Raw genomic sequence first — 26,060 nt, 5'->3', positions numbered from 1 at the left:
CCGGTAGAGCGGGGCTTGCCCCGCGGCTCCGCGGGCGTCCCGGTCGGGAGCAGCCGGGCGAGCCCGGCTCTACGCGTCAGAGCAGCGGGGCAAGCCCCGCTCCACGCGTCAGCCGCGCAGGCGCGCGATCAGCGCTGCGGTCACCGGGTCGGTGGCCTTGGACTCGCCGCGCAAGGCCGGCAGCAGCGCATTGGCGACCTGCTTGCCCAGCTCCACGCCGAACTGGTCGAACGCATTGATGCCCCACACCACCGACTGCACGTAGACGCTGTGCTCGTACATGGCCAGCAGCGCGCCCAGCGACTGCGGCGTCAGCGCGTCGAGCAGGATCGTCGTGCTCGGCCGCCCGCCCGGATAGACCTTGTGCGGATCGCCGCTGTCCTGGCCGTTGGCCAGCGCTTCGGTCTGCGCCAGCAGGTTGGACAGCAGCGCCTCGTGGTTGGCCGCATACGGATCGTCGTTGCGCACGGTACCGACGAAATCGGCCGGCACGATCCCGGTGCCCTGGTGCAGGGCCTGGAAGAAGCTGTGCTGCACGTCGGTGCCCGCCCCGCCCCACCACACCGGCACGGTGTCGGCGGCGACGGGGCTGCCGTCCAGCCGCACGCGCTTGCCCAGCGATTCCATCACCAGCTGCTGCAGGTAGGCCGGCAGCAGCGCCAGGCGCTGGTCGTAGGTCATCACTGCGTGCGAGGCCAGGCCCAGCGCATTGCGGTTCCACACCGCGGCCAGCCCGTGGCGCACGGCCAGGTTGGAGTCCAGCGGCACCTGCAGCGCATGCGCATCGAACTGCGCCGCGCCGGCAAGCAGCTCCTCGAAGCCGTCCATGCCGATCGCCAGCGCGATCGGGAAGCCGACCGCCGACCACAGCGAATAGCGGCCACCGACCCAGTCCCACATCGGCAGCACGCGCTCGGCGGCGATGTCGAACGACGCGGCGGCGCGCCCGGGGTTGGCGCTGACCGCGTAGATGCGCTCGCTGCCGCCGAGCCAGTCGCGCACGATCGCGCCGTTGAGCAGCGTTTCCTGGGTGCCGAAGGTCTTGGAGATGAAGATCGCGGCGGTGCGCTTGGGGTCCAGCGGCGCGAGCACGCGCTGCGCGGCGGCGCCGTCGACGTTGGAAATGAAGTGCACGCGGAAGCGGCCCGGCAGCGGGCCGCGCAGGGCGTCGACCACCAGCCGCGGCCCCAGGTCCGAGCCGCCGATGCCGACGCTGACGATGTCGGTGACGTCGCTCGCCGCCAGCGCCTCGACCAGGCCGCGCATGCGCTGGCGCACCTCCGCCGCGACGGCATGGGCCTCGCGCGCGGCCGGTGCCTGCGACAGGTCGCCGCGCAGCGCGGTGTGCAGCACGGCGCGGCCTTCGGTGACATTGATCTTCTCGCCATCGAACAGCCGCCGGAACGCCCCGGCGAGGTCGCGCTGCCGGCCCAGCGCCAGCAGCGCCTCCCACGCCCGGGCGTCGTAACGCTGGCGGGCGAAGGTCGCGTACAGCGGCCCGACCTGCAGGGCCTGCGCTTCGATCCGCCCCGGTTCGTCCTTCAGCAGCCCGGCGATGCTGGCGCCGGACAGGCGCGCGGCGTGGGACTGGAGATCGTCGAAACCGGAAGCGGATGCGGACATCAGGCGGCCTGCTTGGGGATGGAGTGGTTGGTGTGGGTGATGCGGTTGCCGGCGTCCACGTAGACCAGGTCGGGCTTGAACGTGGCGGCTTCGTTGGCGTCGAGCTGGGCGAACGCGGCGATGATCACCAGGTCGCCCACCTGCACGTGGCGCGCGGCGCCGCCATTGAGCGAGATGATGCCGCTGCCTTCGTCGGCGCGGATGGCATAGGTGGTGAAGCGGCTGCCATTGGTGACGTCCCAAACATGCACCTGCTCGAACTCGCGGATGCCGGTGGCATCGAGCAGCAGGCCGTCGATCGCCACCGAGCCTTCGTAGTTGAGCTCGGAGTGGGTGACGGTGGCGCGGTGGATCTTGGCTTTCAGCAGGGTCAGGTGCATCGGGACGTCCAATTCTTTCGTGGATGGTAGCAACGCGGCAGGCGTTGCACTGGAAACGATGGCGCGCGTCGCGCCGATGGCCACCGGCGGATGCCGGCTCAGAATTCGAGGTTGTCGATAAGCCGGGTTGTGCCCAGCCGCGCGGCGACGAGCGCGACCTTCGGCCCGGCTTCGCCGTCCAGCGGTTCGGACAGGTCCGGCCGGCGCAGGGTCGCGTAGTCCACCACGAACCCGGCCTGGCGCAGCTGTTCGGCCGCCTGCGCCTGCACCACCGCGCGCGGCGCGCCGGCCAGATGCGCCTCGCGCATGTCGCGCAGCACGCGGTGGATGGTGGCCGCGCGCGGGCGATCGTCCGCGCCCAGGTACTGGTTGCGCGAACTCATGGCCAGGCCGTCGGCCTCGCGCACGATGCCGCCGCCGAGGATCTCGATCGGGAACTGCAGGTCGGCGACCAGCTGCCGGATCACCGCCAGCTGCTGGTAGTCCTTCTTGCCGAACGCGGCCACGTCCGGCTGCACCTGGTTGAACAGGCGGCTGACCACGGTGCACACGCCGTCGAAATGGCCCGGCCGGCACTCGCCCTCCAGCACCGCGCTCACGCCGGGCACGCGGATGCGCGAGGCCAGCTCCACGCCGAACGGATACATCGATTCCACCGTCGGCAGCCACAGCACGTCGCAGCCGGCGCCCTCCAGGCCAGCCGTGTCGGCATCGGGCGTCCGCGGATAGCGGGTGAAGTCCTCGTTCGGCCCGAACTGGGTCGGGTTGACGAACACGCTCGACACCACGCGGTCGGCGTACTGCCGGGCCAGCATGACCAGCGAATAATGGCCGGCGTGCAGGTTGCCCATGGTCGGCACGAAGCCCACCCGCAGGCCGTCGCGCCGCCAGCCACGCACGCGCTCGCGCAGCGCCGCCAGTTCGGTGATGGTTTCGATCATGGTCCGGTTCGTCTCGGCGTGGGGCGGCGCGTGGGCTCAGGCGTAGGCGTGGGCGGCATCGGGGAAGCTGCCGTCGCGCACGGCATCGGCATAGGCGCTCACTGCGCCGGCGACCGAACCGCCTTCGGCGAGGAAGTCCTTGACGAAGCGCGGGCGGCGGTGGCCGCTGTCCAGTCCGAGGAAGTCGTGCAGCACCAGCACCTGGCCGTCGCAATGCGGGCCGGCACCAATACCGATGGTGGGCACGGAGACGGCGGCGGTGATCTTCTGCGCCAGCGGGGTCGGCACGCACTCGAGCACCAGCAGCGAGGCGCCGGCTTCCACCGCGGCCCGGGCATCGGCCAGCAGTTGCGCCGCGGCCTTCTCCTCGCGCCCCTGCACCTTGAAGCCGCCCAGCTTGAGCACCGACTGCGGGGTCAGGCCCAGGTGCGAGCAGACCGGGATGTCGCGCGCGGCCAGGAAGCGGACCACATCGAGCTTGTGACCGGCGCCTTCCAGCTTGACCATCTGCGCACCGGCCTGGAGCAGGGCCATCGACGCATCCAGCGCGCGCTCGGGGGTGGCATCGGACTGGAACGGCAGGTCGGATACCAGCAGGGCCCGCTTCAGCACCCGGGCCACCGCGGCGGTGTGGTAGGCCATGTCGGCCACGGTGACCGGCAGGGTCGAGCCGTGCCCCTGCACGACCATGCCCAGCGAATCGCCCACCAGGACCAGGTCGATGCCGTTGGCATCCAGCACCCGGGCGAAGCCGGCGTCGTAGGCGGTCAGCATCGCCAGTCGGCGGCCCTGGCGCTTGGCTTCGGCCAGCGCGGGCACGGTCCAGGGCTTCTGCTCGGCATGTACGCTCATCGGCGGCATCTCGTGGGGGGCCTGCGGCGCGCGGCCGGTCCGGCAAGCCCGGCATTATCGCCCAGGGACCGGCAAAGGACAGGCCATCGCCCGCCCGGCACCCGGATCAGTCCATTCCAGCCACGCCCTGCACCGGCTCCACGCCCGTACCGTCGATCGCACGCAGCGCCTCGGCCACGGTGCCATGGCCGGGGAAGGGTTCGGCGGCGGCGACCTCGGCCAGCGGCACCAGGGCGAACGCGCGCTCGTGCAGGTGCGGATGCGGTACCCGCAGGCCGGGCCGGTCGATCACCTGGCCGCCGTAGAGCAGCAGGTCGAGGTCGAGCACCCGTGGCCCCCAGCGCGACTCCGGCCCGCGTTCGCGGCCGGCCTCGCGCTCGATCCGCAGCAGCGACTCGAGCAGGACCTCCGGCGCCAGGCGGGTATGTACCAGCGCAGCGGCGTTGATGAAATCGGGCTGGTCCACGCGGCCCCAGGCCGGGGTCCGGTAGAAGCGGGAAAGCGCCAGCAGGTGCGTTTCCGGCAGCGCAGCCAGCGCGTCGGCGGCATGCCGCAGGGCCAGCGTCGGCTGGCCCAGGTTGGCGCCCAGGCCAATGCAGGCGCGAACGCCGTCGAGCGCGGCGGTCATTCGGCCGATGCGGTGGCCGGCCGGCGACGGCGACGGCGGCGACGGCGCGTGGGCGCGTCGTCGCCCTCGCCATCGCCCGCCGCACCGGCCGCTTCCAGGTTGGCCGACAGTTCGTCGCCGGAGCTGAGCTGGGCCTGCCGCCAGAACTCCACGTCGGCGGCGTGGGAATCGGACGCGGCCAGGCGAAGGACCAGGAAATCGAACGCCGCCCGGAACCGCGGGTTGGCCAGCAGGCGGAACACCCGCTTGCGCTGGCGCGAGGAGAAGCGTTGCTGCAGCAGCCAGATCTCCTGCATCGGCAGCGAGAAGCGCTTGGGCAGCGCGATCGTCTGCACCTGGTGCAGGGTCACCCGGTCGGCCGCCCGGCGCTGCGCCTCCTCGGCATGCATGCCCTGCGCCTGCAGCCCGGCCAGGGCGCGGCAATAGGCCGGCCACAGCAGCAGCGCGAACAGGAACGCCGGCGAGACCGGCTCGTCGGCAGCCACCCGCGCATCGGTGTTGGCCAGGCCCTGGACGAGCATGCGCCGCAGCGCGCCGCTGCGGTTGGAACGCAGCGCGGCGGCCGTTTCCGGCAGCAGCGCGCCCAGCAGCCCGTGCGCCTCCAGGTGCTCGAAGCTGGCCACCGCATGCCCGGACAGGAACAGCTTGAGCATTTCCTCGAACAGGCGCGCCGGCGCGGCCTCGCCCAGCAGCGGCGCCAGCAGCGGGATCGGCGCGGCGGTGGCCGGCTCGATGGTGAACTCCAGCTTGGCCGCCAGGCGCACCGCGCGCAGCATGCGCACCGGGTCCTCGCGGTAGCGGGTCTCCGGGTCGCCGATCAGGCGCATGACCCGGGCCTGCACGTCCTCGTAGCCGCCGACGTAGTCGCGCACCGAGAAGTCCTCGATCGCGTAGTACAGCGCGTTGCAGGTGAAGTCGCGGCGGATCGCGTCGTCCTCGATCGTGCCGTAGACGTTGTCGCGGACCAGGCGCCCGTCCTCCAGCTCGCGGTCGCCGCTGCCGTCGTCGCTGTTGGCGCGGAAGGTGGCCACCTCGATGATCTCGCGGCCGTAGACCACGTGGGCCAGGCGGAAGCGCCGGCCGATCAGGCGGCAGTTGCGAAACAGCGACTTGACCTGCTCGGGCGTGGCGTCGGTGGCGACGTCGAAATCCTTGGGGTGCAGGCCCAGCAGCAGGTCGCGCACGGCCCCGCCGACCAGGTAGGCGCCGAAGCCGCCCTCGCGCAGGCGGTAGAGCACGCGCAGTGCGTTGGGACTGATGTCCCGGCGGGAGATGACGTGCTGCTCGCGCGGAATGCTGCGCAGGACGGGGTGCGGGAGGGGGTGCGGATTGATGGGCATGCTTCCGTGAACGGGACCGGTCCGGCCGGATTGCCGTCCGGCGGGCGCGTGAATATACTAGCGCGCCTTCGCCGGCGACACCCTCAACGCTCCCTTCGTCTAGTGGTTAGGACGTGGCCCTCTCAAGGCTAAAACAGGGGTTCGAGTCCCCTAGGGAGCGCCACTTCGCCGGCTGAAGCACAAGAAAAAGCCCCGCGTCGCGGGGCTTTTTTGTTTTTCCGGGCCAGGTGGCCCGTTCCGGGCGGACTGCCCGGAGTGGACCGGCCCCGGGTCGGGCCGGTCCGCGTGAAGACGCCCCCGGTTCCGTCCGGAGCAGCCCGGCGGCGTGGACCACCGGGCCGCCCGGAAGGCAATCAGCCTTCCATCTGCTCCAGCTCCTTGCCCTTGGTCTCGTGCACGAAGCGCAGCACGAAGAACACCGACAGCACGGCGAACGCCGTGTAGATGCCGTACGCGCCGGCCAGGCCGATGCCGGTCAGCAGCATCGGGAAGGTCCAGGTGATCAGGAAGTTGGCGGTCCACTGCGCCAGTCCGGCCACGGCCAGGCCCGAGCCGCGGATCTGGTTCGGGAACATCTCGCCCAGCATCACCCACATCACCGGGCCCCAGGACACGTTGAAGAAGATCACGTAGACGTTGGCGGCCACCAGCGCCAGGGTGCCCATCGACGGCGTCAGCTGCAGCTTGCCGGCCGCGTCCAGGCCGCCGGTCGCGAACGCCCAGGTCACCAGCGCCAGGCTGACGGCCATGCCGACCGAGCCGACCCACAGCAGCGGCTTGCGCCCGACCTTGTCGACCAGGGCCACGGTCACCAGGCACGCGCCGATGCTCAAGGCGCCGGACAGCACGTTGATCAGCAGCGCGTCGTTCTCGGAGAAACCGACCGCCTGCCAGAGCACCGCGCCGTAGTAGAACACCACGTTGATGCCGACGAACTGCTGGAACGTGGCCAGGCCGATGCCGACCCACACGATCGGGCGGATCCTGCCGGTGGCCTTGTTGACCAGGTCCGACAGCCGCGGACGATGGTGGTCCTTGGCCAGCGACGCATCGATCTCAACGAGCGTGCGCTCGCCCTGGACCGCGCCATAGAGGCGCGCAAGCACCGACGAGGCGCGTTCGCGCAGGCCGCGCGCCACCAGGTAGCGCGGGCTCTCCGGGATGAAGAACAGCGCGACCAGGAACAGCGCGGCCGGCAGTATCTCGGCCCAGAACATCCAGCGCCAGGCTTCGAAGCCCAGCCACAGCACCTCGGTCGACGCGCCCGCCATCCTGGCCAGCAGGTAGTTGCTGAGGAACGAGAAGAACAGGCCGGAAATGATCGCGATCTGCTGCACCGTGGCCAGGCGGCCGCGGTAGCGCGCCGGGGCGACCTCGCTGATGTAGGCCGGGGCCATGACGCTGGCCGCGCCGACGGCGAAGCCGCCGATCACGCGGTAGACCACGAATTCCAGTGACGAGGTGGCGATGCCCGAACCCCAGGCCGAGACCAGGAAGAACACCGCCGACCACAGCAGCATGGTGCGGCGGCCATAGCGGTCGGCCAGGGTGCCGGCGAACCACGCGCCGATCGCGCAGCCCAGCAGCATCGAGGCCACGTTGAAGCCGGTGACCGCCGCATCGGAGCCGAAGGCCAGCTTCAGGCCGTCGACGGTGCCGTTGATGACGCCGCTGTCGTAACCGAACAGGAAGCCGCCGATGGTGGCGACCAGGCTGATCAGGATGATGAAGCGGGTGTTCTCCCCGCTATGCGCGGCCGACTGGCCGGCGATGGATGGACTGCTCATTCGAACCCTTGTCGTCGTATTGGTCTTCCGCACCGGCAGGCCGGTGCGCCCTCCCCCACGGTCCGCCCGCGCGGACGGCCCCAACTGCCCGCGACTGCGGACCCCTCAAACGCACGGACCCGCCCTCACGGATCCCCCGGTGCAGCGGTGCAGGGCCGGCCGCCATTCCTGCCCGCCGGCCCCGCGGCACAGTCCCGTCGAGCGGACTGGCGCGGCACAGCTTATCCTCAATGGCAGCGCTGTCGTCATCCGTTCCAGGTGAATGTGTCAGCCGTCGGCCGCGGTCCAGGGCAAGCGAAGACCCATGGCTGCCCAGGGCGGGCCGCCGCGGCGCTGCAGCATGGAACGCACGCGGAAATCGCCGGGCGGTCCGGGGTGCGCGCAGCCTCTTCGAGCTGGGCCGGCCGGTCCTGTGACCGCGCCCGTCCCGGCCACGGTCACGCCCGCTGCAACCTCCCGCCACGCCAGGCCAACCCGGCCGCCTGGCCTGGCGCCAGCTCCAGGTCCACGGCCTGTCCGCGGTACTCGATCCGGTATCGCCCGCCGCGGTCGCTCGCGATCCGCGCCCGGCGCAGTTGCCCGTCCGCCTACTCCAGGTCCACGCCCGCCGCGCCACGCACCCGCAGGCCCTGCACGCGACCCTCCGGCCAGGCGCCGGGCAGCGCGGGCAGCAGGAACACGCTTCCGCCCCAGCTCTGCAGCAGCATCTCGGTGATGCCGGCGGTGCCGCCGAAGTTGCCGTCGATCTGGAACGGAGGGTGGGCGTCGAACAGGTTGGGATAGGTGCGCGAGGGACTGAGCAGCATCGCCAGTACCTTCCAGGCGTGTTCGCCGTCGCCCAGCCGCGCCCACAGGTTCAGGCGCCAGCCGATGCCCCAGCCGGTGGCATCGTCGCCACGGATCTCCAGCGAGCGGCGCGCGGCGGCGGCCAGCCCGGGGGTGTCGCGCACGTTGATCTGGCTGGACGGATGCAGCGCGTACAGGTGCGAGACATGGCGGTGGTGGATCTCCGGCACGTCCATGTCCCAGTCCTGCTGCCACTCCTGCAACTGCCCTGCCCGGCCGATCCGGTGCGGCGGCAGGCGGTCGCGCAACGCCGCCAGCCGCTGCGCCAGCGCCGCGTCGACCCCGAGCAGGCCGGCGATCTCGATGCACTGGCCGAACAGGTCGCGCAGCAGCTGCGCATCCATCGACGGTCCGGCGCACAGCGCGGCGCCGAACGGATGCTCGTTCTCCGGCGAGATCGACGGCGCGGTGACCATCGCACCGGTGTCCGGATCCTCAACCAGGGTGGCGGCGAAGAACTCCGCCGCCCCCTTGAACAGCGGCCAGACCTTCTGCAGGTAGCCCGGCTCGCGCCCGTAGTCCCAGCGGTCCCACAGGTGTTGCAGCAGCCAGGCGCCGCCGGTCGGCCACAGGCCCCATTCGGCGCCGTCGATCGGCGCGCTCCGCCGCCACAGGTCGGTGTTGTGGTGCACGACCCAGCCCGGTGCGCCATACATGTCCCGCGCGGTCTGCACGCCCGCCTCGGCGAGTTCGGCGACCATCCGCTCCAGCGGCTCCACGCACTCGCCCAGCGCGTTGGCCTCGGCCGGCCAGTAGTTCATCTCGGTATTGATGTTGATCGTGTACTTGCTCTCCCACGGCGGCGACAGCAGGTCGTTCCAGATGCCCTGCAGGTTGGCCGGCTGGGTGCCCGGCCGCGAACAGCAGATCAGCAGGTAGCGCCCGAACTGGTGGTACAGCGCGGCCAGCGCCGGATCGCCCCCGTCCGCGAAGCGCGCCACGCGTTCGTCGGTAGGCAGCGTGGCAACCGCCTCGGGCGTGCGCCCCAGGTCGATCGCGACGCGATGGAACAGGCGCTGGTGCGCGGCCACGTGCGCGTCGAGGAGCTGCTGCCACGACTTGCCGGAGGCCGCATCGAGCTGGACGCGGGTGATCGCTTCCGGATCGCCATCGATATCGTCGAAGCGGCGGAAACTGGTGGCGCCGGTGAGCAGCAGCACGACTTCATCGGCCCGCGCGACCTCGATTCGATCGCCCAGGCGGCGCATCCTGCCGCCCACCGGCAGCACGCGCAGGCGCGCGGCGAAGCGCAACCGGCCCTCGATGCCGAAAGCGTCGCCATTGCGTCCGCGCAGCAGCAGGCCGTCGGCGCCGTCGGCGACGACGCCCGATTCCGCATGGTCGCAGTCCAGGCCGATGCGCAGGCCGATCCGGCCCTTCTTGTCGCCCGACAGGCGCACCGCCACGCACTGGTCGACCGGCGAGACGAATACCTCGCGCCGGTGCTGCAGGCCGCGCGCCTCGAACGTGCTGGTCGCCAGCGCGCGGTCCAGGTCCAGCTCGCGCCGGTAGCCGTTGACGTCGGAGATCTCGAGGAAGTCGAGCCGCAGGTCGCCCAGCGGCTGGTAGGGCATCTGCTTCTTCGGCCGCCCCATCATCGTCGCGTTGGCCAGCGCCTGGGCTTCGGCGTAGCGGCCGGCGAACAGCAGCCGACGCACTTCCGGCAGCGCGGCCAGCGCATCCGGCGGGGTCGGGTCGTAGGGCCCGCCGGCGTACAGCGTGTCTTTGTTGAGCTGCAGCCGCTCGTACCTGCCACCGCCCCACACCATCGCGCCGAGCCGGCCGTTGCCCAGCGGCAACGCCTCGACCCATTGCGTGGCAGGGCGCCGGTACCACAGCCGCAGCGGTTCGGTGCCGGCACCAACCAACGCATCGGCAGGCCGCGTGGAGTCCGCTCGCGCAGCGCCCGTCGCACCCGCCGCCGCCGCCACGGCATTGCCGGCGCCGATGCCCGCCAGGGCACCGGTTCCAGCGGCGGCCGCGGCCGACGCCTTGAGCAGGTCGCGCCGGGTCAGGTCCATCCGCGCCTCAACCGCGCGGACGGCGGACCGTCACCGCCTTGCCGGTGTAGCGGACCGTGCGGTCGGCCTTGGGCTCCACCGCGCCCGCGTCCTCGCGCGGCCCGTCGATCCAGCGCACCCGCACCTCGCGCTGCGCCTGCATGCCCGGGTACTGGCCCTGGCGCGCGCCGATGGTCAGCTCGCCGGCCTGTTCGTTCCAGCTCAGCGGGATGCGGCTGAACTCGCCGCGCTCGTAACCGTAGTTGCGGCCGTCGTCCTCGTACAGCGAGAAGCTGCCGTCGGCGCCGGTGTAGACCTCGATGGTCAGCGGCGCGTCGGGCTGTTCGTCCACGTACTGCTGGACCACCGTCCGCGGCACGATCGAACCGGCGCGCACGAACAGCGGCATGCGCTGCAGCGGCGCGGCCGCCTCCACGGTCTGCCCGCCCTCGTAGCGCCTGCCGGTCTCGAAGTCGATCCAGCTGGTGCCGGCGGGCAGGTATACCGGCCGGCTCGTGGCGTTGAACCGCGCCACCGGCGCGACCAGGAAGGCCGGGCCGAACAGGTACTGGTCGGCGATGCCGCGCGTCTTCATGTCGCCCGGGAAGTCCATCGACATCGTGCGCAGGATCGTGCCGTCCTTGTGCCAGGTGTCCGCGGCCAGGGTATAGATGTACGGCAGCATCGAATAGCGCAGCTTCAGGTAGTGGACGAAGCTGTCGTAGTGCGGCGTGCCTTCCGGGGCGATGTTCCAAATCTCGCGGTACGGGAACTGGCCATGCAGGCGGAACACGGGCACGAACGCGCCGTACTGGAACCAGCGCAGGTTGAGCTCGCGCCATTCGGCCAGGTGCGCCGGGTCCTGGGTCTCGTAGCGCTTCTCCGGCGAGAAGCCGCCGATGTCGAAGCTCACGTTCGGCGCGCCGGCCATCGACGCGTTCACCAGGCCCGAGATCTGCTCGCGCATGTCGTCCCAGCGCGGCACGATGTCGCCGCTCCAGAACGCGGCGGCGGCGCGCTGCTGCCCGGCGAAGAACGCGCGCGACAGGATGAACACGCGCTTGTCCGGATTCACCTCGCGCGAGCCGCGGTACACGCCTTCCGAATGCACCAGCGGATAGGAGTTGAAGTACTCCACCGACGGGCCGAACGCGGTCGGCGTGGTGCGGGCCTTGCGCTCGCCGATGTCGATGTTGCTGTGCAGGTCCGGCTCGGATGCGTCCAGCCACCAGGCGTCGAAGCCCTTGCTGTTGAGCTTGGCGTTGACCTGGCGCCAGAAGATGTCCTGGGCCTCCTTCGAGTACGGGTCGTAGAACGAGTTCAGGTAACCCTTCCCGATCCAGTCCAGCTCGCCGACCTCGACGTTGCGCCGGTACATGTGCCCGGCCGCGTCCAGCTCCTTGTAGTGCGCCGTGGTCGGGTAGAACTTGGGCCACACCGAGATCATGATCTGCGCGTTCCGGTCATGGACGTGCTTCACCATCCCGTCCGGATCGGGGAAGTTGTCCTTGTCGAAGTCGTGCGAGCCCCAGGCATCCTCGGGCCAGTACGACCAGTCGAGCACGATCGCGTCGATCGGCAGCTTGCGCCGGCGGTACTCGTCCAGCACGCCGGTCAGCTCGCCCTGGGTCTTGTAACGCTCGCGGCTCTGCCAGAAGCCGTACGACCACTTCGGCAGCATCACCGCTTTGCCGGTCAGCTGGCGGTAGCCGGCGATCAGGTCATCGGCGTTATCGCCGGCGACCACGTAGTAGTCGATCATCTGCCCGGCCTCGGACCAGATCGACAGGTCCCTGGCCTCGTCGGCCGGCAGCGGGTCGCGGTGCAGCAGCGCGATGTAGGACGGGTCGATCGCGTTCCACTCCACGCGGATGTCGTGGCGCTGGCCGGCCTGCAGGTCCAGCGCGAACTCGTGGTGCCACGGGTTCCAGTTCTGGCGCCAGCGGTCCATGACCGGCTTGCCGTCGACGATTACCTTCGCGTATTCGCTGTTGTACAGCGAGAAGGTGTGGCGGCCGCTGGTCTTGGCTTCGATGGTGCCTTCCCAGACCACCTGGGTGCGGCCGCCCTGTGCGGTGTTCCAGCCCGCCTTCGGCAGGTTCTTGAGGTCCTTGATGTACTGGTAGTTGATCTGCTCTTCGCGGCGGACCACCTTCTCCTGGCCGTCGATCGAGTAGCGCGCGGTCAGCGCGCCCGGCTTGCCATTGGCATCGCGCAAGACCAGGGTCTCGCCGAGCGGGCGCAGGCCGCGCGGATCGCCGAAGCGGGTGATCGAGTTGTTGTCCCAGAGGATTGCGTAGCGGCGGGACGACTGCACGAACGGGATCGCGTTGTCGATGTTGTGCTGGAGCAGCTCGACGTCGCGGCCCTTCAGGTCCATCCAGCCCTGCTGGTGCAGGCCGGTGCCGTAGAAGGACTCGTCGTCCGGCGAGATGAAGCGTTGGCGCACGCTGTACAGCTGGCGGCCTTCGGCCTGGAAAGGGGTGAAGCTGCGCGCGCCGGCGGTCTCTTCCACCAGCGGCTTGCCGTCGGCGTCGAAGAAGCGCACCTGACCGTCGGCCAGCGCGACCTCGGCCGAGATGCCCTTGGCCTTCAGGCGCACCGCATCGGCGGTCTGGCTGATCTCGAACGCGGGCGTACCCTGCACCGGCACCCGCATCAGGCTGCGGCTGCGCTGGAAGTCGCCATCCGGATCGGCGCTCACCCGCACGATGCTGTCGTTCACCAGCTGCAGGCGCACGTCGGCGGCTTTGGCATCGGCCGGGCGCACGATCACTCCGTCGGCCTGCTTCTCCAACGTCTGTGCCACCGCCTGGGCGGCCGCCAACGGCAGCAGCGCCGCCACTAACAACGCCAGCGGCGCCGGCTTCATCTGTCCCCTCATCGCACTCCCTCCCTATCGGCGCCCGCGGGCGCCCGTGTTTCGAATCAGTAAGTCGCCAGCTTGACCCGCAGCAGCTGCGGCGCGCTGGAGAAATTGAGGCCATAGTCGGTCTGGTCGCCGTTCCAGCGGCGATGGAATACCCACTGGCCGTCCTCGTAGGTGCCTTCGTCCACGTATTCGTAGATCTGGCGGTCGGCGACGGCCGGGTCGTTGGCGACCAGGTTCACCCGCGCGTGCATGCCGGTAACCAGGAACTCGTCCGGGCCCAGCTGCACGACCAGCGCGCCGCCGATCGGCTCGGGGTTGCCCGGAGGTTCCCCCTGGAACCAGAACTGCGGCACGCCATAGGTCACCACCGCCTTCCAGCGCGCGTCGATCGGCAGCGTCTGCACGGCCTGCCCCGGCTGCTCGGCGGTGCCACGCACCTTGCCCTCCAGGCTGGCCTTGGCGATCAGCCGTGCCGCCGGCGCCACCAGCCGGTAGTTGAGCGCGAACGGCTCCAGCGTCTCCGCGTCCACCACCTTGGCGCCGAGCGGGTAGTTCGAATACCGGGTGAAATCGATGCCGAAGGGAGACCAGCCGATGGCCTGTTCGCCCAGCGCGGAGAAGAAGTAGCGCGCGTACTCCCCGCGGTTGCCGGTCTCGGCCACGAACAGCGGGTTGTCCGCGCGTGAATACCGGTCCAGCACCGTGGTGTAGTGCATGTACTCGGGCATGTAGATGTCGGGCGCGAGCAGGTCGATATGCGGCGCGGCGGCCTTGTACACGTCCAGCACGTTGTCGGTCGGCCCGCCGCTGGCGTACTGCCCCGGCTGCCCGGGATTGAACGGCCCGCGCAAGGCGGCGTTGACGTACATCGGCAGCGGATACGCGGCCTTGCCCGCCGCGGCCACCTGGTCGATGTAGTGGGCGATGTGCCAGGCATGGAAGATCTCGTCGGCATCGGCGCCGAAGACCTCGCGCCAGGTGCCCGGCGACTTGCCCAGCCGGTCCAGCAGCGGCTGCGGCACCGGCCCCTCGAACGCCTTCTGCGCCAACGGCGAGAAGTCGCGCACGCTGCCATAGGTGCCGGGCTCGTTCTGCGGCTGCACCATGATCACCGTGCGCTGCGGATCGGCCGCCTTCAGGTGCTTCATCAGCTCGACGAAGGCCTTGCGGTCGGCGTCCAGCGTGGCCTGCCCATGGGGGGACAGCGAGTTGAGCGTGCGCCCATCGGCGGTGATAACGCGCGGGAAGCGCTCGTTGTCCAGCTTCACCCACTTCGGCGCGTAGTTCGGTCCGTTGTTCTTCCAGGTGGCGAACCAGAGCAGGACCAGGCGCTGGTCGTGCTCGCGCGCCTGCTTCAGCAGTTCGTCGACGAAGGAGAAGTCGAACTTGCCCTCCTCGGCCTCCACCTGTTCCCACGCCACCGGGACCATCACCGTGTTCGGCTTGACCACCTCGATCGCCGGCCACACGTCGTCCAGCGCGCCGGGCCAGTTGCTGGAATTGTTGACCTGCGCGCCAAGGATGAGGAACGGCTCGCCGTCCACCAGCAAGGCATGGCGTCCGTCGCGGCTGACGATCTGCGGGATCGGCGCTTCGCCGCCCGGCGCCGGCGCGGCGCCTCGGACCTCGTTCCCGCTGGCTGCGGCACCGTCCTTCGACGCGACATCGCCCGCCTGCTGGCCGCGCCCGCAGGCCGCCAGCGCCAGCACCAGCAGGCCGGCCGCCAGCAGGCGCCATCCGTTCATGGTGGGCGCTGCCATCGTCCATCCCGTCATCGTCGCTACCCCTTCCGTCGCCATCTGCTTGTCCATTCGCCCGGCCTCACCATTCACGCGTGCGGAAGGGCGACGCGGGGAGTCCGTCGCGCCCGACCAGGTCGGCCTGCGCCGGATTGTCGCTCCAGGCGTAGCGCGCCGATTCGGGAGCGGGCACCGCATCGCTGTGCAGCACCACGGTATCGCCGACGATGCGCGCGTGCGCCGGATGGAACCGGCCATCGGCACCCGCCACTTCGAAACCTTGCGGTGCGTTGCCACCGCCACGGACCGCCAGCACGCCACCCGGCGCGTCGAAAGCCACTACCAGCTGGCTGCCCTCGGCACGTGTCTGCCGGAAGACCGGCCCCCGGTAGACGACTGCCTCGTCGCCGTACGCCACGCGCCGTGCGGCCCGCGACAGGCGCTGGCCGACGGTGCGCTTGTCGCGTGGATGGATGTCGTCTGCCGCGCCGACATCGATCGTCACCGCCTGCGCGGTCGCCGGCAGGGCCAGCGCCGCCGACTGCGACTCGCGCAGCGTCGCCCACGGACTGTCCAGCACGACGCCGCTCGCATCGCGGCGATCGTCGCCGGAATCGAACGCGGCCAGCTGCACCCACAGGAACGGCATCGCGGGTGCGTGCCAGCGCTGGCGCCAGCCGTCGATCAGGGTCTTGAACTGCTCGCGGTAGCGGTACGCGCCGCTGTCGCTGGCGTTGGCCTCGCCCTGGTACCAGATCACCCCGGCCAGCGGGTACGGCTGCAGCGGATGGATCATCGCGTTGTACAACAGGGTGTCGACCTGGTTCTTGTCGCCGGCCGTGTCCACCGTCACCGCGGCGGTGCGGAAGCGCCAGTCGCCGGCCAGGCTGCGGCGCTGGCCGCCCACCGGCTGGACCCAGACCTCCGTGGCGCTGCCGGCAATGCCGCCGCCACCGCCGTCGTCCTGGACCCGCACCGCGATCGTGTTCAGTCCCGGGCGCAGTACCGACGCGGGCACGCGGTACTCGCGCGGCACGTTGTAGCCGTTGCCCACCCCGCCCACGCGCTGGCCGTTGACCCAGGTCGTGTCGGTGTCGTCGATCTGGCCCAGGCCGAGCGTGACGCCCGCAGCGGCCTCGCTCGCGCTCAGTTCAAAACGGGTGCGGTACCAGGCCACGCCGTCCATGCCGGTGTAGCCCTGCGCCTCCCACAACGACGGTACGCGGATCGGTCGCCAGCCATTGTCGTCAAGCTCCGCGACGGCAAAGGCCTCCGAAGCCGGATCCACCGCCGGCCAGCCTTCGAGCCTGGCCCGCGTGGCGGCTTCGAGCTTCGCATCGGAGGCGCGGCGCTCGCGCATCTTCGCTTCCAGCGCCACCGCATCCAGGCCGAGCATCGACGCATCCATCCAGGCTTCGATCGAGCTGCCGCCCCAGGTGCTGTCGATGATGCCGACCAGCACGCCGAGTACGCGGCGCAGTTCGCGTGCGAAGGCATAGCCGACCGCGGAGAACTCGCCGACCGTGGCCGGCGAGGCCGCCTTCCAGGCACCGCCCTGCAGCTGCGCCTGCGGCGTCTCGGCCCAGGACTTGGGAATCTTGAAATGACGCAGCGAGCCGTCGCCGGCGGCGGCGATGTCCTCCTGCGCGTGCACGGTCTGCGCGACCGGCCACTCCATGTTCGACTGGCCCGAAGCCAGCCATACCTCCCCGACCAGCACGTCGCGCACGCGCTGCTCCTGCGTGCCGGCGCGCACCACCAGTTCGTAGGGCCCACCCGCCGCATGCGCCGGCAGTTGCAATGACCAGCGGCCGTCGGCGCCGGCCAGTGCCTGCGCACTGCGCCCGTCGAAGGCCACCGTCACCTGCGTGCCGGGCGCGGCCTGCCCCCACACCGGCAGCGGCCGGTCGCGCTGCAGCACCGCACCGTCGGAGAACAGCAGTGGCAACTCCAGCGAGGTGTCGGCCGCCAAGGCCGGTGGCGCGATCACGAGCACTACAAGAGCCGCCAACAGCAGACGCAACTTCATGGACTGGGTTCTCCGTAGATGATTCCGCGGCCGCCGGTGGCCAGGTAGACACGCCCGTGCACGCGCGCATCGCCGGTGAGCATGCGCAGGTTGCCGAAGCGATGCCGGGCGTCGTCGATCCGGATCCAGCGCTTGCCACCGTCGTCGGAACGGTACAGGCCCACGGCGCCACCGACCTGCCCATGCACGAACAGGCTCGGGATGCTGCTGCCCGGCTTCGGCGCGCCCAGGCCGGCGGCGAATGCATTCTCCACCCCGGGAAGGCGTTCCAGCTCGCCCTCACCCCAGCGCATGAGCCCGCGCCAGGACGCGGCGAAGTACACCACGCCGGTCTTCTCCGGCGACGGCAGCAGCTCGCCGCGGAACCAGTCGCCGACGGCATCCATTCCGCCCTGGGTCTCCTCGAACGCCACGCCACCGTCGCCACTGACGAACAGCTTGCCGGTGAGCGGGTCGAAGCCGTACCACAGCGCGGCCTGGAAGCGGTCGGCGGCCACCACAGCGGTCGCCGGCAGGCCACGCACCTGCTGCCAGCGGCCGCCGAAGTTGTCGGTGATCCAGTGCGGGCCGCCGCGTGCCTGCCAGATGACCCGGCTGCCGTCGGCGGACACCGCAATACTCAACCGGCCCTCGCCTTCGCTGGCCGGCGGCTCGCGGGTGAACGCGGTCCAGGTGCTGCCGCCATCGCGCGAATACGCCGCGCGCACGATCGCCGGATCGGGATGGTGCAGGTGGCCGGCACGGACCAGCAGCAGCGGCTGCTGGCCGGCATAGTCCAGGCTCTCGGTGTTGCTGTAGCGCGGCGGCCTGGCGAACTGGGTGGTGGTGCGTTGCAGGTCGTCGTGGCGGAAACCGTCGATGTCGCCCAGTCCGCTGACCAGCGGCGCGCCTTGCGGCGGACTGACCAGGTCCAGCGGCACGGTCTCGTCCAGGCCGGCGTCGTCGAAGATCCAGTTCACCGTGCCGCCGCGGTCGAACGCGGTCATGTCGCGCGAGGCCCACAGGCCGTAGCCGGTGACGAACAGCACGCGGTCCGGATCGTGCGGGTCGATCTCGATGTCGGCCATCCAGTGCGGCTTGGCCTGCGCGGTCCAGGGCGACGCGGTGTGGTCGAACCGCGAACGCTCGAACACCGGCTTCCAGTTCCTTCCGCCATCGGTGCTGCGGTAGATGTCGTCGCGCGGGGCCCAGCGGTTGAACGTGGTCGCCACGATCACGTCCGGCTTGCCCCTGGCCACCGCCACGGCACCCCATCCGAAACCGTCGCCCTCCAGGTCGCTCGACTGCGGCGCCGGGGTGATCTCGGTCCACGCCCCGCTGGCCGGCGACCAGCGCCAGACCGCGCCATCGTTCATGCGGTCGGGCCCGGGCTCGTCGCCGTAGCTGAGCAGGAAGTCGCCGCGCCCGTCGGCCACCATGTGGTTAGGCCGCAGGCCGGTCGGCTGGCCCGGCACGGCCTGCCAGGTGCGGCCCGCGTCGGTGGAGCGGAACAGGCCGCCCTCGCGGCTGGACACGCCGGCGTAGACGACCGGCGTCGGCGCACCGGCCTTGCCGCTGGCCGCGTCGAAAGTGACGAACACGATGCCGATGTGCTGCTTGCGCCAACCGATGGCGGTGGCCGATTCGCCGGTCGCCAGCGCGGGGAACGCCTCGACCCGCGACCAGCGTGCGCCGTGGTCGTCGCTGCGCCACAGCCCGTGTGCGCGCGAACCCAGGAACAGCACGCGCCCGTCGTTCGGGTCCACCGCCAGGCGTTCGCCGTTGCCGCGTCCCAGTTCATTGCCACCCAGCTTGAACGGCAGGTCGCTGCGCTGGAACGTGGCGCCGCGGTCGCTCGAACGCAGGATCGCGCCGTTGCCCGCGCGTTCGTGGGTGTAGGTGCCGGCGGCCAGGTAGAGGCGCCGCGGATCGGACGGATCGACCGCGATGCTCTCGATGCCGGTGAGGTTGGCGTCGTCGCGACCGAGCCAGTCGGTCAACGGGATCCAGCGCTGCGCCGTGGCACCCCAGCGGTACGCACCGCCCACGTCGGTACGCGCATAGGCCAGGCCGCGCTCGGCGGGATGGAACTCGATGCCGGTGACGAAGCCGCCGCCGCCGATGGCCACGTTGCGCCAGGTGTAGGACTCGGCCGCCGGGCCTGCCGTGGCTTCGCCGCCCGGCCATGCCAGCATGGCCAGCAGGATCGCGATGGGACGCACGCGCCGTTCCCTCCCAGGACTGACTTCGTGTGGATTGGCGCTCGCGGGAAAGTCCCGCGGGCGCATGGCGACCGCCACATCGCCTGCGACGGTGTCCGGACCGAGGATAGGCGAGACATCCATGCCGGACCAATGACTTATTGAACCCAAGCTATGCCGTGGCGGAATCACGCGAGCGCTGCTCGCGAAGAAGAAAAAACGCGATGCCGGCGTCGGCCGGCATCGCGTCGAGGTCTGCGGGCGTCCCCGCCCCGGGGCGGAAGTCGCGCGGGAGGCGACTCGCCTCCCGCGCCGCGGCATCAGAACGTCAGGCGGATGGTCGCCGCATAGCGACGGTCGTTCACGTACCACGAGGTGACACGGCTGCCGGCCTCGTTCTGGTCCATGATCGTGCGCTGCTCGGCGTTGTTGAGGTTGTTCATCTCCAGGCCGATCTGCAGGTTGTCGCTGATCCGGTAGAAGACCGAGCCATCGAGCTGGCCGTAGTCGTCGCTATACACCGGCAACTTCCAGACGATGTTGTTGTTGTTGCCGTTGTAGCCGTTGGGCCCCACCGAGAGCAGGTACTTGCTGCGCCAGTTGTAGGCCAGGCGCACCTGCCACGGGCCCTTCTCGTAGAACGCGGCGAGGTTGAACGCGTTCTTCGACAGGCCATCGGCCGGCAGGTCGTCGAAGGTCGAGCCGTCGGTATCGACCGGCTGCACGTCGATGTTGTTGGGCACCTCGGTGGAGCTGTCGATGTAGGTGTAGTTGGCCGACATGCCGAAGCCGTCGAACGGCTCGGGCAGGAAATCGAAGAACTGGTTCCAGCCCAGTTCCGCGCCGCGGATCTCCGCCGTACCCACGTTCACCGGGCGGCTGATCAGGTAGTCGTACGTGTTGCCGTCCGCGCCGGGGAACGGAACCTCCTGTGTCTGGCGGCGGAAGTAGTCCTTGATGTCCTTGTAGAACAGGTTCACCCAGGCCATGCCGCCGTGGTCGGGATCGAAGTACCACTCCGCCGACAGGTCGAACTGGTTGGCCTTCATCGGCTCCAGGTACGGGTTGTCGTAGGAGCTGCCGGTCAGGTCGAGGCATTCGAGCGAGGCCACCGGCACGTCCGGGCAGGCGTTGCCGGCGTCGTCGAAGTCGCGGCGGCTGACATTGAGGATCTGGTAGGCCTGCATGTCGCTGAAGGCCGGGCGCGCGATGGCCTTGGACGCGGCGAAACGGAAGATCACGTTCGTCATCGCTTCCCAGCGCATGTTCAGGCTGGGCAGCACGTCGGTGTAGGAGTTCTCGGCCGAGACCGGCTCGGACTGGCCGCTGCCCAGGAACGGCGCGTAGGCCTGGTTCGGGAACACCACGTAGCCCTTGGCGGAATTCTCGGTGCGCACCACGCGCACGCCGACGTTGCCGTCGAACGCCACGTCGTCCAGGCCGAAGTTGAGCATCAGGTAGCCGCCGTTGGTGGACTCCTCCTGCTCGTTGGTGTGCTGCGGCCCCGGAAGCATTGGCGTGTAGGGAGTGAAACCGCCCGGATTGATGTAGTACTCCTCGGCCGCCGCGTGGATGGCCTGGTAGCTGCCCGGGTATCCGAGCGCCGTGGCCAGGATCGGCGCATAGAAGCCGCCCGGCGTGTTCGCGTCGCCGCGGTAGAAGTTCTTGAACTCGTTGAAGTGGGTCAGGCTGGAATTGACGTCGCTGCTCAGGTCCAGGCCCGGCAGCGGCACGCCGCCAGGCAACTGCCACCACTGCATCCAGGGCTGGATCACCGCCGCCCAGTTGTAGCCGGTGTCGATGCTGGTCGCGTCGCGCCGGGTGGTGCGCACGCCGCCCCGGATCGAGCGGAAGAAGCCGCTGTCGAAGCTGTACTTGATGTCCGCCCGCCAGGCGAGCTGGTCCGCCTCGTTGTCGTCCTGGTGGTCCATCGTGAACCCCCAGTAGTAGTTGTCGGGGTTCGCGGTGAACTGCTGGTCGACGCTGATCGACGGCAGGCCGCCGGTGAGGTCGACGTCGATGTACGGCATCAGCAGGCCCAGCGCCACCGTCGAATCCAGGCTCTTGGTGTCGGCCTTGATGTACTGCAGGTCGGTCGACAGCTCCACGTTGTCGTTGACCGTCCACTTCAGGCCGGCGGAGAAGTCGGTGGTCTTGGAGTCGCGGTTGGACGCACGGATGTCCGTGCCCATCGGCACGCCGCCCGGCTGGATGATGCGGCCGGAGCGGAACACGTTGCCATCCAGCTCGAACGGCTGGCTGGTGTCGAGCGCGACCTGGGTCGGATCGTTGTCGACGAAGATCGCGTCCTCGTTCCAGAGCTCGTTGTACTCGCTCTGGAAGGCGGTGGCGACGACCTCGATGTCGTCGTTGGGCCGCCACTGCATGGCCAGGTAGGCGCCGGAACGCCTGCGGTCGTAGTTCAGCGTGCGCCAGTCGGCGCCACGCGGCACCCAGGCCTCGTCGTTGGCGCCGTCTCCGTCGATGTCGGCGTTGCTGTTGTTGAAGAACGGGCGGACGAACATGCCGTCGGTGCGGGTCGCCAGGTCCGAGCGGGCCAGGTCGACCAGGATGCCGAAGTCGCCGGCGCCGGTGTTCCAGCGGTTGCTGTACAGGACCGAGGCCGACGGGCTGGTCTTGTCGGCGAAGTCGCCGTTGTTGACGCTGAAGCTGGCGGCGAGCTTCTCGCCCTCGAAGTCGAATGGCAGGCGGGTACGCAGGTTCACCGTGCCGCCCAGGCCGCCTTCGATCATCTCGGCGGTCTGGTTCTTGAACACGTCGACGCCGGCCATCAGCTCGGACGGCACGTCCTGGAAGCTGAGGCCACGGCCGCCGGAGGCCGAGAAGCTGTCGCGCCCGTTGAGCTCCGAGCGGACCTGGGTGAGGCCGCGGACCTGCACGCCGTTGCCCTCGGCGGAGAAGTGCTCCGGGTCGCCGACCGCCAGGAAGCGGTCGATGGTGACGCCGGGAATGCGCGACAGGGTCTCGGTGACGCTGCGGTCCGGCAGCGCGCCGATGTCCTGCGCGGTGACCGAGTCGACGAAGGTGTCGGCGTCGCGCTTGATGTCCTGGGCGCGCATGACGCTGGCGCGGATACCCTGGACCTGCACCGCGTCCAGTTCCACTGGCGCGCTCTCGTCGGTCGTACTGCTGTCCGCATTCTCGGCGGCAGCCTGTTCTTGGGCGTGGAGCACGCCGACCGGCAGGGCCAGGGCGATGCCCAGGGCCAGGGCCGAACGGGCGAGGTGGGCAGGCAGGCGCGACACGGCGCCGCCGCGGAGCGGGTATTTCGGCATCACTGTTCCCTCCCAGGACACTGACTTTCGAATCTTCGAGTTGTAGGCCGGCGGTGCCGGCGGCGGAATGGACCAGCGCTGTCATCCGATGGATCGCCCATCGAGGCCTGCCGGGCTGGAACTCCCGGCGGCCACCTTAGGCGCGCTGCGTCACGGATTGCCAATGAAGAATTCGGGGGGATCTATGCCGTGAAGGAATATGTTTACCGGTGACTTATTCAAGCCCAGTCGCGTCGAGTCAGGAAACCGGCGCGAAAAAAGAAGGGCCCGCGCCTTCCGGCACGGGCCCTCCATCCGTTGCGTTGTCTTACCAGCTGGCGCGGAGCACGGCCGAGTAGCGGCGGTCGTTCTCGAACCAGGCACGGCTGTACAGGGTGTCGTCCTCGTAGCCGTCGCGCAGGTACTTGCGCGGCCCGACCAGCAGCTTGGTGATGCTGTTGGTCAGGTTGTTCACCTGCAGGCCGATCTGGAAGTTCTTGTTGATGTTGTAGAAGAACGATCCGTCCAGCTGGCCGTAGTCGTCGTTCCAGACCGGCAGGAACACGATCGCGTCGCTGCTGGTCAGCAGGTACTCGCTGCGCCAGTTGTAGGCCAGGCGGGCCGAGAAGCGGCTGGTCTCGTAGATGCCGATGACGTTGTACGAGTGCTCGGACAGGCCCTCCAGCGGCAGCTCGACCGTGCCGGCACGCGCGGCGCTGCCGTTCGGGACCCCGACCGCGGCATTGGTGCCGCCGCTGCTGTCGACGAAGGTGTAGTTGGCCTGCACGCCGAAGCCCGGCAGGAAGTCGAAGAACTGCGAGTAGCCCACCTCGTAGCCGCGGATCCTGCCCTCGTCCAGGTTGCGCGGACGGGTGATCAGGTATTCGTCGCCGAAGATGAGCTCGGTGCCGGCCTGGTTGGCGAAGTAGTCCTTGATGTCCTTGTAGAAGAACGTCGCGTACAGCATGTTGGCCGGGCCGAAGTACCATTCCAGCGCGGTGTCGAACTGGTTGGCGCGCATCGGCTTCAGGTCCGGGCTGCCGCCGCTGCCGGTGAAGGACAGGTCGGAGGGCCCGCAAAGCTCGGTCCGCAGCCCGTCGTCCAGCGCCTGCTGGCATGCCGACGCGCTGGCCGACAGCGGCAACCAGGCCTGCATCAGGCGGAACTCCGGCCGCGCGATCGCCTTGGACGCGGCGAAGCGCCACTGCACGCCATGGTCGAAGCGCATGCGCAGGTTCAGGCTCGGCAGCACGTCGGTGTAGGTGGTCCGGGTATCGGTGGTGAAACCCTGGCCGGCGTACCGCTCCAGTACGTCGGGCGTCACCACGTCGGCCCAGCTGGACATGTCCGGCATCACCCCGCCGCCGAGCGTATCGACGCTGGTCTGGACCACGCGCACGCCGATGTTGCCGTCGAGCGGACGCTCCATCGCGTCGTTGCCGAAGTACAGCACGCCGTAGGCGGCCTGGGTGCGTTCGTCCTGGGTATTGGTGCTCTCCGGTCCGTACTCGATCGGCGCCCACCGCGCCCCGGGCAGCTGGCCCAGGGTGGCGGCCACGGTGGCGATGTCGACCATGCCGTCCTTCGGCGACCAGAACGTGGTCGGCACGTCGGCCTTGCCGCCGAAGAAGTCCTTCATCGTGTACAGGGTCGAATCGTTGGAATAGAACTGGTCCAGCCAGGCGACGTTGGCGCGGGCCGGGTCGGCCGGGGTTCCGGTGAGCTTGTTCCAGTCGTCGCTGATGACGCCCCAGTTCCAGCCGGTGGACAGGTTGTCGTAGCTGCGGTCGGCGATGCGCGCGCCGAAGCGCACGAACTGCAGCCAGTTGCTGTCCTGGAAGGTGTACTCCAGGTCCACGCGGGCGGCGTGCTCGGTGCCCTCGCTGTCGGCGATGTGGTCCATCGCCGAACGCCAGAAGTAGTTGCGCTGGTCGGTGACGGTGGACGGGTCGGCGACGCTGACCGACGGATACTTGCCGCTCAGGTCGAGGGTCATCTCCTGCAGCAGGGTCGAGGCGTGGACCGAGAAGTCGACGTTGCTCGCCTCCGCCTTCACGTACTGGTAGTCGCCGCGGATGATCAGGTTGTCGGTGATGAAGTGCTGGAAGCCGGTGGACCAGTCGGTGGTCTTGGAGGTCTGTTCGTTGACGCGGTTGCCGCTGATGAACTGGATGCCGGAGTTGCCCTGGTAGACGCCGGGGTTGCCGTTGTCCAGGTCCGACGGCTGGCCGAGCCAGCCGCCCTGCCGCACCGTGCCCTTGATGAAGCGGCCGCGGCTGTCGTAGACGAACTGGGTGCCGACCGCCGGGATCAGGTTGTTGCTCATGTCGGCCAGGCCGTCGGCGTAGATCGGATTGAAGTGGTCCGGGTCGCCATTCCAGTTGGGCTGGTTCTTCTGCGAAGCACCACCGAACTCCATGAAGTGCTCGCGCCAGGTCATGTCGTACTGCGAGGTGATGAACTGGGTGTAGACCTCGGTGCTGTCGTTCGGCCGCCACTGCAGCGCGAACGCGCCGCCCTGGCGCTTGCGCTCGAAATCGGTACGCCGCCAGTTGGCGCCGCCGGGCACGAACACCTGGCCCAGGTCGGTGCCGGCCAGCAGTGCGTCGCGCTGGGATTCGGCCGACTGCCAGGACCCCTGGTCCCAGTCGTACACCCAGTCGGTTTCCGAGCCTTCGGTCTGTTCGGCCGGCTTGCGGCCGCGGCGGTCGAAAGGCATGACCTGGACGCCGTCCGAACGGGTCGCCAGTTCGGAATAGAAGACGTTGGCCAGCGCGCCGATCTCGCCAAAACCGGTCTGCCAGCGATCGCTGAACAGGAACGAGGCCGACGGCCGCGCGTCCTTGGCCTTGTCGCCGTAGTTGTAGTCGATGCTGCCGGCGACCTTGCGGCCGGGTTCGTCGAACGGCTTGCGCGTGCGCAGGTTGATCGTGCCGCCAAGGCCGCCCTCGATGATCTCGGCCGACGGGTTCTTGTAGACGTCGACGCCGGCCATCAGTTCGGCCGACACCTCCTCGAAGCTGATGCCGCGGCCGCCGGCGGCGCTGAAGATGTCGCGTCCGTTGAGCTCGCCGCGCACGAAGGTCAGGCCGCGGATCATCACGCCGCTGCCTTCGGCGGAGAAGTGGTCGGTATCGTCGCGCGCGGCGAATCCGGTGACGGTCACGCCGCTGACGCGCTTGAGGGTCTCGGTGACCGAGCGGTCGGGCAGCGCGCCGATGTCTTCGGCGGTCACCGAGTCGACGATCTGCGCGGCATCCTGCTTGATGTCCTGGGCGCGCATCACCGAGCCGCGGATGCCCTTGACCTCCACCGCCTGGAGCTCGGTGGTCGCAGCGTCCGCCTCCTGCCCGCCGGACGGCGCATTCGCCTCCTGCGCCTGAAGCGTGCCGGCCGCCAGCGCCAGGGCGACGCCCAAGGTGAGCGCGGAGTGGTTGATTCGGTGCGACGGACGTGGAGCGGCGCTGCGCGCACGGGCGCAGGTCGGACGGTTCGACATTGACAGTTCCCTCCCCAGGAGACTGGTGGCTTGCGGAATGACCCGATGGTCCGGCAGCCCTCACTGCCG

General features: G+C 69.7%; 13 protein-coding genes, 1 tRNA gene and 1 pseudogene. 1 reads left to right on the top strand and 14 read right to left on the bottom strand.

Features of this window, described 5'->3' with window-relative positions; genetic code table 11:
* Positions 1 to 108: 108 nt before the first annotated feature.
* The 6 genes from pgi to pcnB form a co-directional block, all read right to left on the bottom strand.
* Entirely contained in the window at positions 109 to 1,623 is a 1,515-nt protein-coding gene (gene pgi, locus CSC66_RS11655; RefSeq protein ID WP_162377562.1) for a glucose-6-phosphate isomerase, read from the bottom strand.
* Complete coding sequence (panD, locus tag CSC66_RS11650) at positions 1,623 to 2,003, bottom strand: aspartate 1-decarboxylase (protein ID WP_162377561.1); 381 nt, start codon at positions 2,001 to 2,003, stop codon at positions 1,623 to 1,625. Before panD ends, pgi begins: the two co-directional genes overlap by 1 nt.
* Positions 2,004 to 2,101: 98 nt before the next feature.
* A complete protein-coding gene (gene panC / locus CSC66_RS11645) occupies positions 2,102 to 2,944 on the bottom strand; it encodes a pantoate--beta-alanine ligase (protein ID WP_162377560.1) in 843 nt (280 codons plus the stop codon).
* 36 nt (positions 2,945 to 2,980) lie between these two features.
* Entirely contained in the window at positions 2,981 to 3,796 is an 816-nt protein-coding gene (panB, locus tag CSC66_RS11640; RefSeq protein WP_162377559.1) for a 3-methyl-2-oxobutanoate hydroxymethyltransferase, read from the bottom strand.
* Positions 3,797 to 3,902: 106 nt separating this feature from the next.
* Positions 3,903 to 4,424: a 2-amino-4-hydroxy-6-hydroxymethyldihydropteridine diphosphokinase gene (gene folK / locus CSC66_RS11635; protein WP_162377558.1), complete on the bottom strand. Its 522-nt coding sequence runs from the start codon at positions 4,422 to 4,424 to the stop codon at positions 3,903 to 3,905.
* Complete coding sequence (gene pcnB / locus CSC66_RS11630) at positions 4,421 to 5,764, bottom strand: polynucleotide adenylyltransferase PcnB (protein ID WP_162377557.1); 1,344 nt, start codon at positions 5,762 to 5,764, stop codon at positions 4,421 to 4,423. Before pcnB ends, folK begins: the two co-directional genes overlap by 4 nt.
* Positions 5,765 to 5,852: 88 nt before the next feature.
* On the opposite strand from pcnB, the gene CSC66_RS11625 reads away from it, so the two are divergent.
* A tRNA-Glu gene (locus CSC66_RS11625) sits at positions 5,853 to 5,927 on the top strand.
* Between the two features lie 190 nt (positions 5,928 to 6,117).
* Here CSC66_RS11625 and CSC66_RS11620 read toward each other — a convergent pair.
* From CSC66_RS11620 to CSC66_RS11585, 8 genes and pseudogenes are all read right to left on the bottom strand, one after another.
* Positions 6,118 to 7,551 carry a sugar porter family MFS transporter gene (locus tag CSC66_RS11620; protein ID WP_162377556.1) on the bottom strand — a complete coding sequence of 478 codons (1,434 nt, stop codon included), beginning with the start codon at positions 7,549 to 7,551 and terminating at the stop codon, positions 6,118 to 6,120.
* A 437-nt stretch (positions 7,552 to 7,988) separates the two neighbouring features.
* Positions 7,989 to 10,418, bottom strand: a pseudogene (locus tag CSC66_RS11615) (glycoside hydrolase family 95 protein).
* A gap of 7 nt (positions 10,419 to 10,425) precedes the next feature.
* Positions 10,426 to 13,281 (bottom strand): TIM-barrel domain-containing protein, encoded by a 2,856-nt coding sequence (locus CSC66_RS11610; RefSeq protein WP_162377555.1) that lies wholly within the window; start codon positions 13,279 to 13,281, stop codon positions 10,426 to 10,428.
* A 44-nt stretch (positions 13,282 to 13,325) separates the two neighbouring features.
* Positions 13,326 to 15,029, bottom strand: a complete 1,704-nt coding sequence (locus CSC66_RS11605) for a GH35 family beta-galactosidase (RefSeq protein WP_238394377.1) — start codon at positions 15,027 to 15,029, stop codon at positions 13,326 to 13,328.
* Between the two features lie 61 nt (positions 15,030 to 15,090).
* Positions 15,091 to 17,037 (bottom strand): sialate O-acetylesterase, encoded by a 1,947-nt coding sequence (locus CSC66_RS11600; protein ID WP_162377554.1) that lies wholly within the window; start codon positions 17,035 to 17,037, stop codon positions 15,091 to 15,093.
* A complete protein-coding gene (locus CSC66_RS11595) occupies positions 17,034 to 19,211 on the bottom strand; it encodes a sialidase family protein (RefSeq protein WP_162377613.1) in 2,178 nt (725 codons plus the stop codon). Before CSC66_RS11595 ends, CSC66_RS11600 begins: the two co-directional genes overlap by 4 nt.
* A gap of 326 nt (positions 19,212 to 19,537) precedes the next feature.
* Positions 19,538 to 22,513 (bottom strand): TonB-dependent receptor, encoded by a 2,976-nt coding sequence (locus tag CSC66_RS11590; RefSeq protein ID WP_162377553.1) that lies wholly within the window; start codon positions 22,511 to 22,513, stop codon positions 19,538 to 19,540.
* A 307-nt stretch (positions 22,514 to 22,820) separates the two neighbouring features.
* On the bottom strand, positions 22,821 to 25,991 hold the full coding sequence (locus CSC66_RS11585) for a TonB-dependent receptor (RefSeq protein ID WP_162377552.1): 3,171 nt from the start codon (positions 25,989 to 25,991) through the stop codon (positions 22,821 to 22,823).
* Positions 25,992 to 26,060 lie beyond the last annotated feature (69 nt).

It is taken from the genome of Pseudoxanthomonas kaohsiungensis (assembly GCF_010211765.1).
GTDB lineage: Bacteria > Pseudomonadota > Gammaproteobacteria > Xanthomonadales > Xanthomonadaceae > Pseudoxanthomonas > Pseudoxanthomonas kaohsiungensis.
This window is presented reverse-complemented; position numbering and strand designations above follow the sequence as displayed.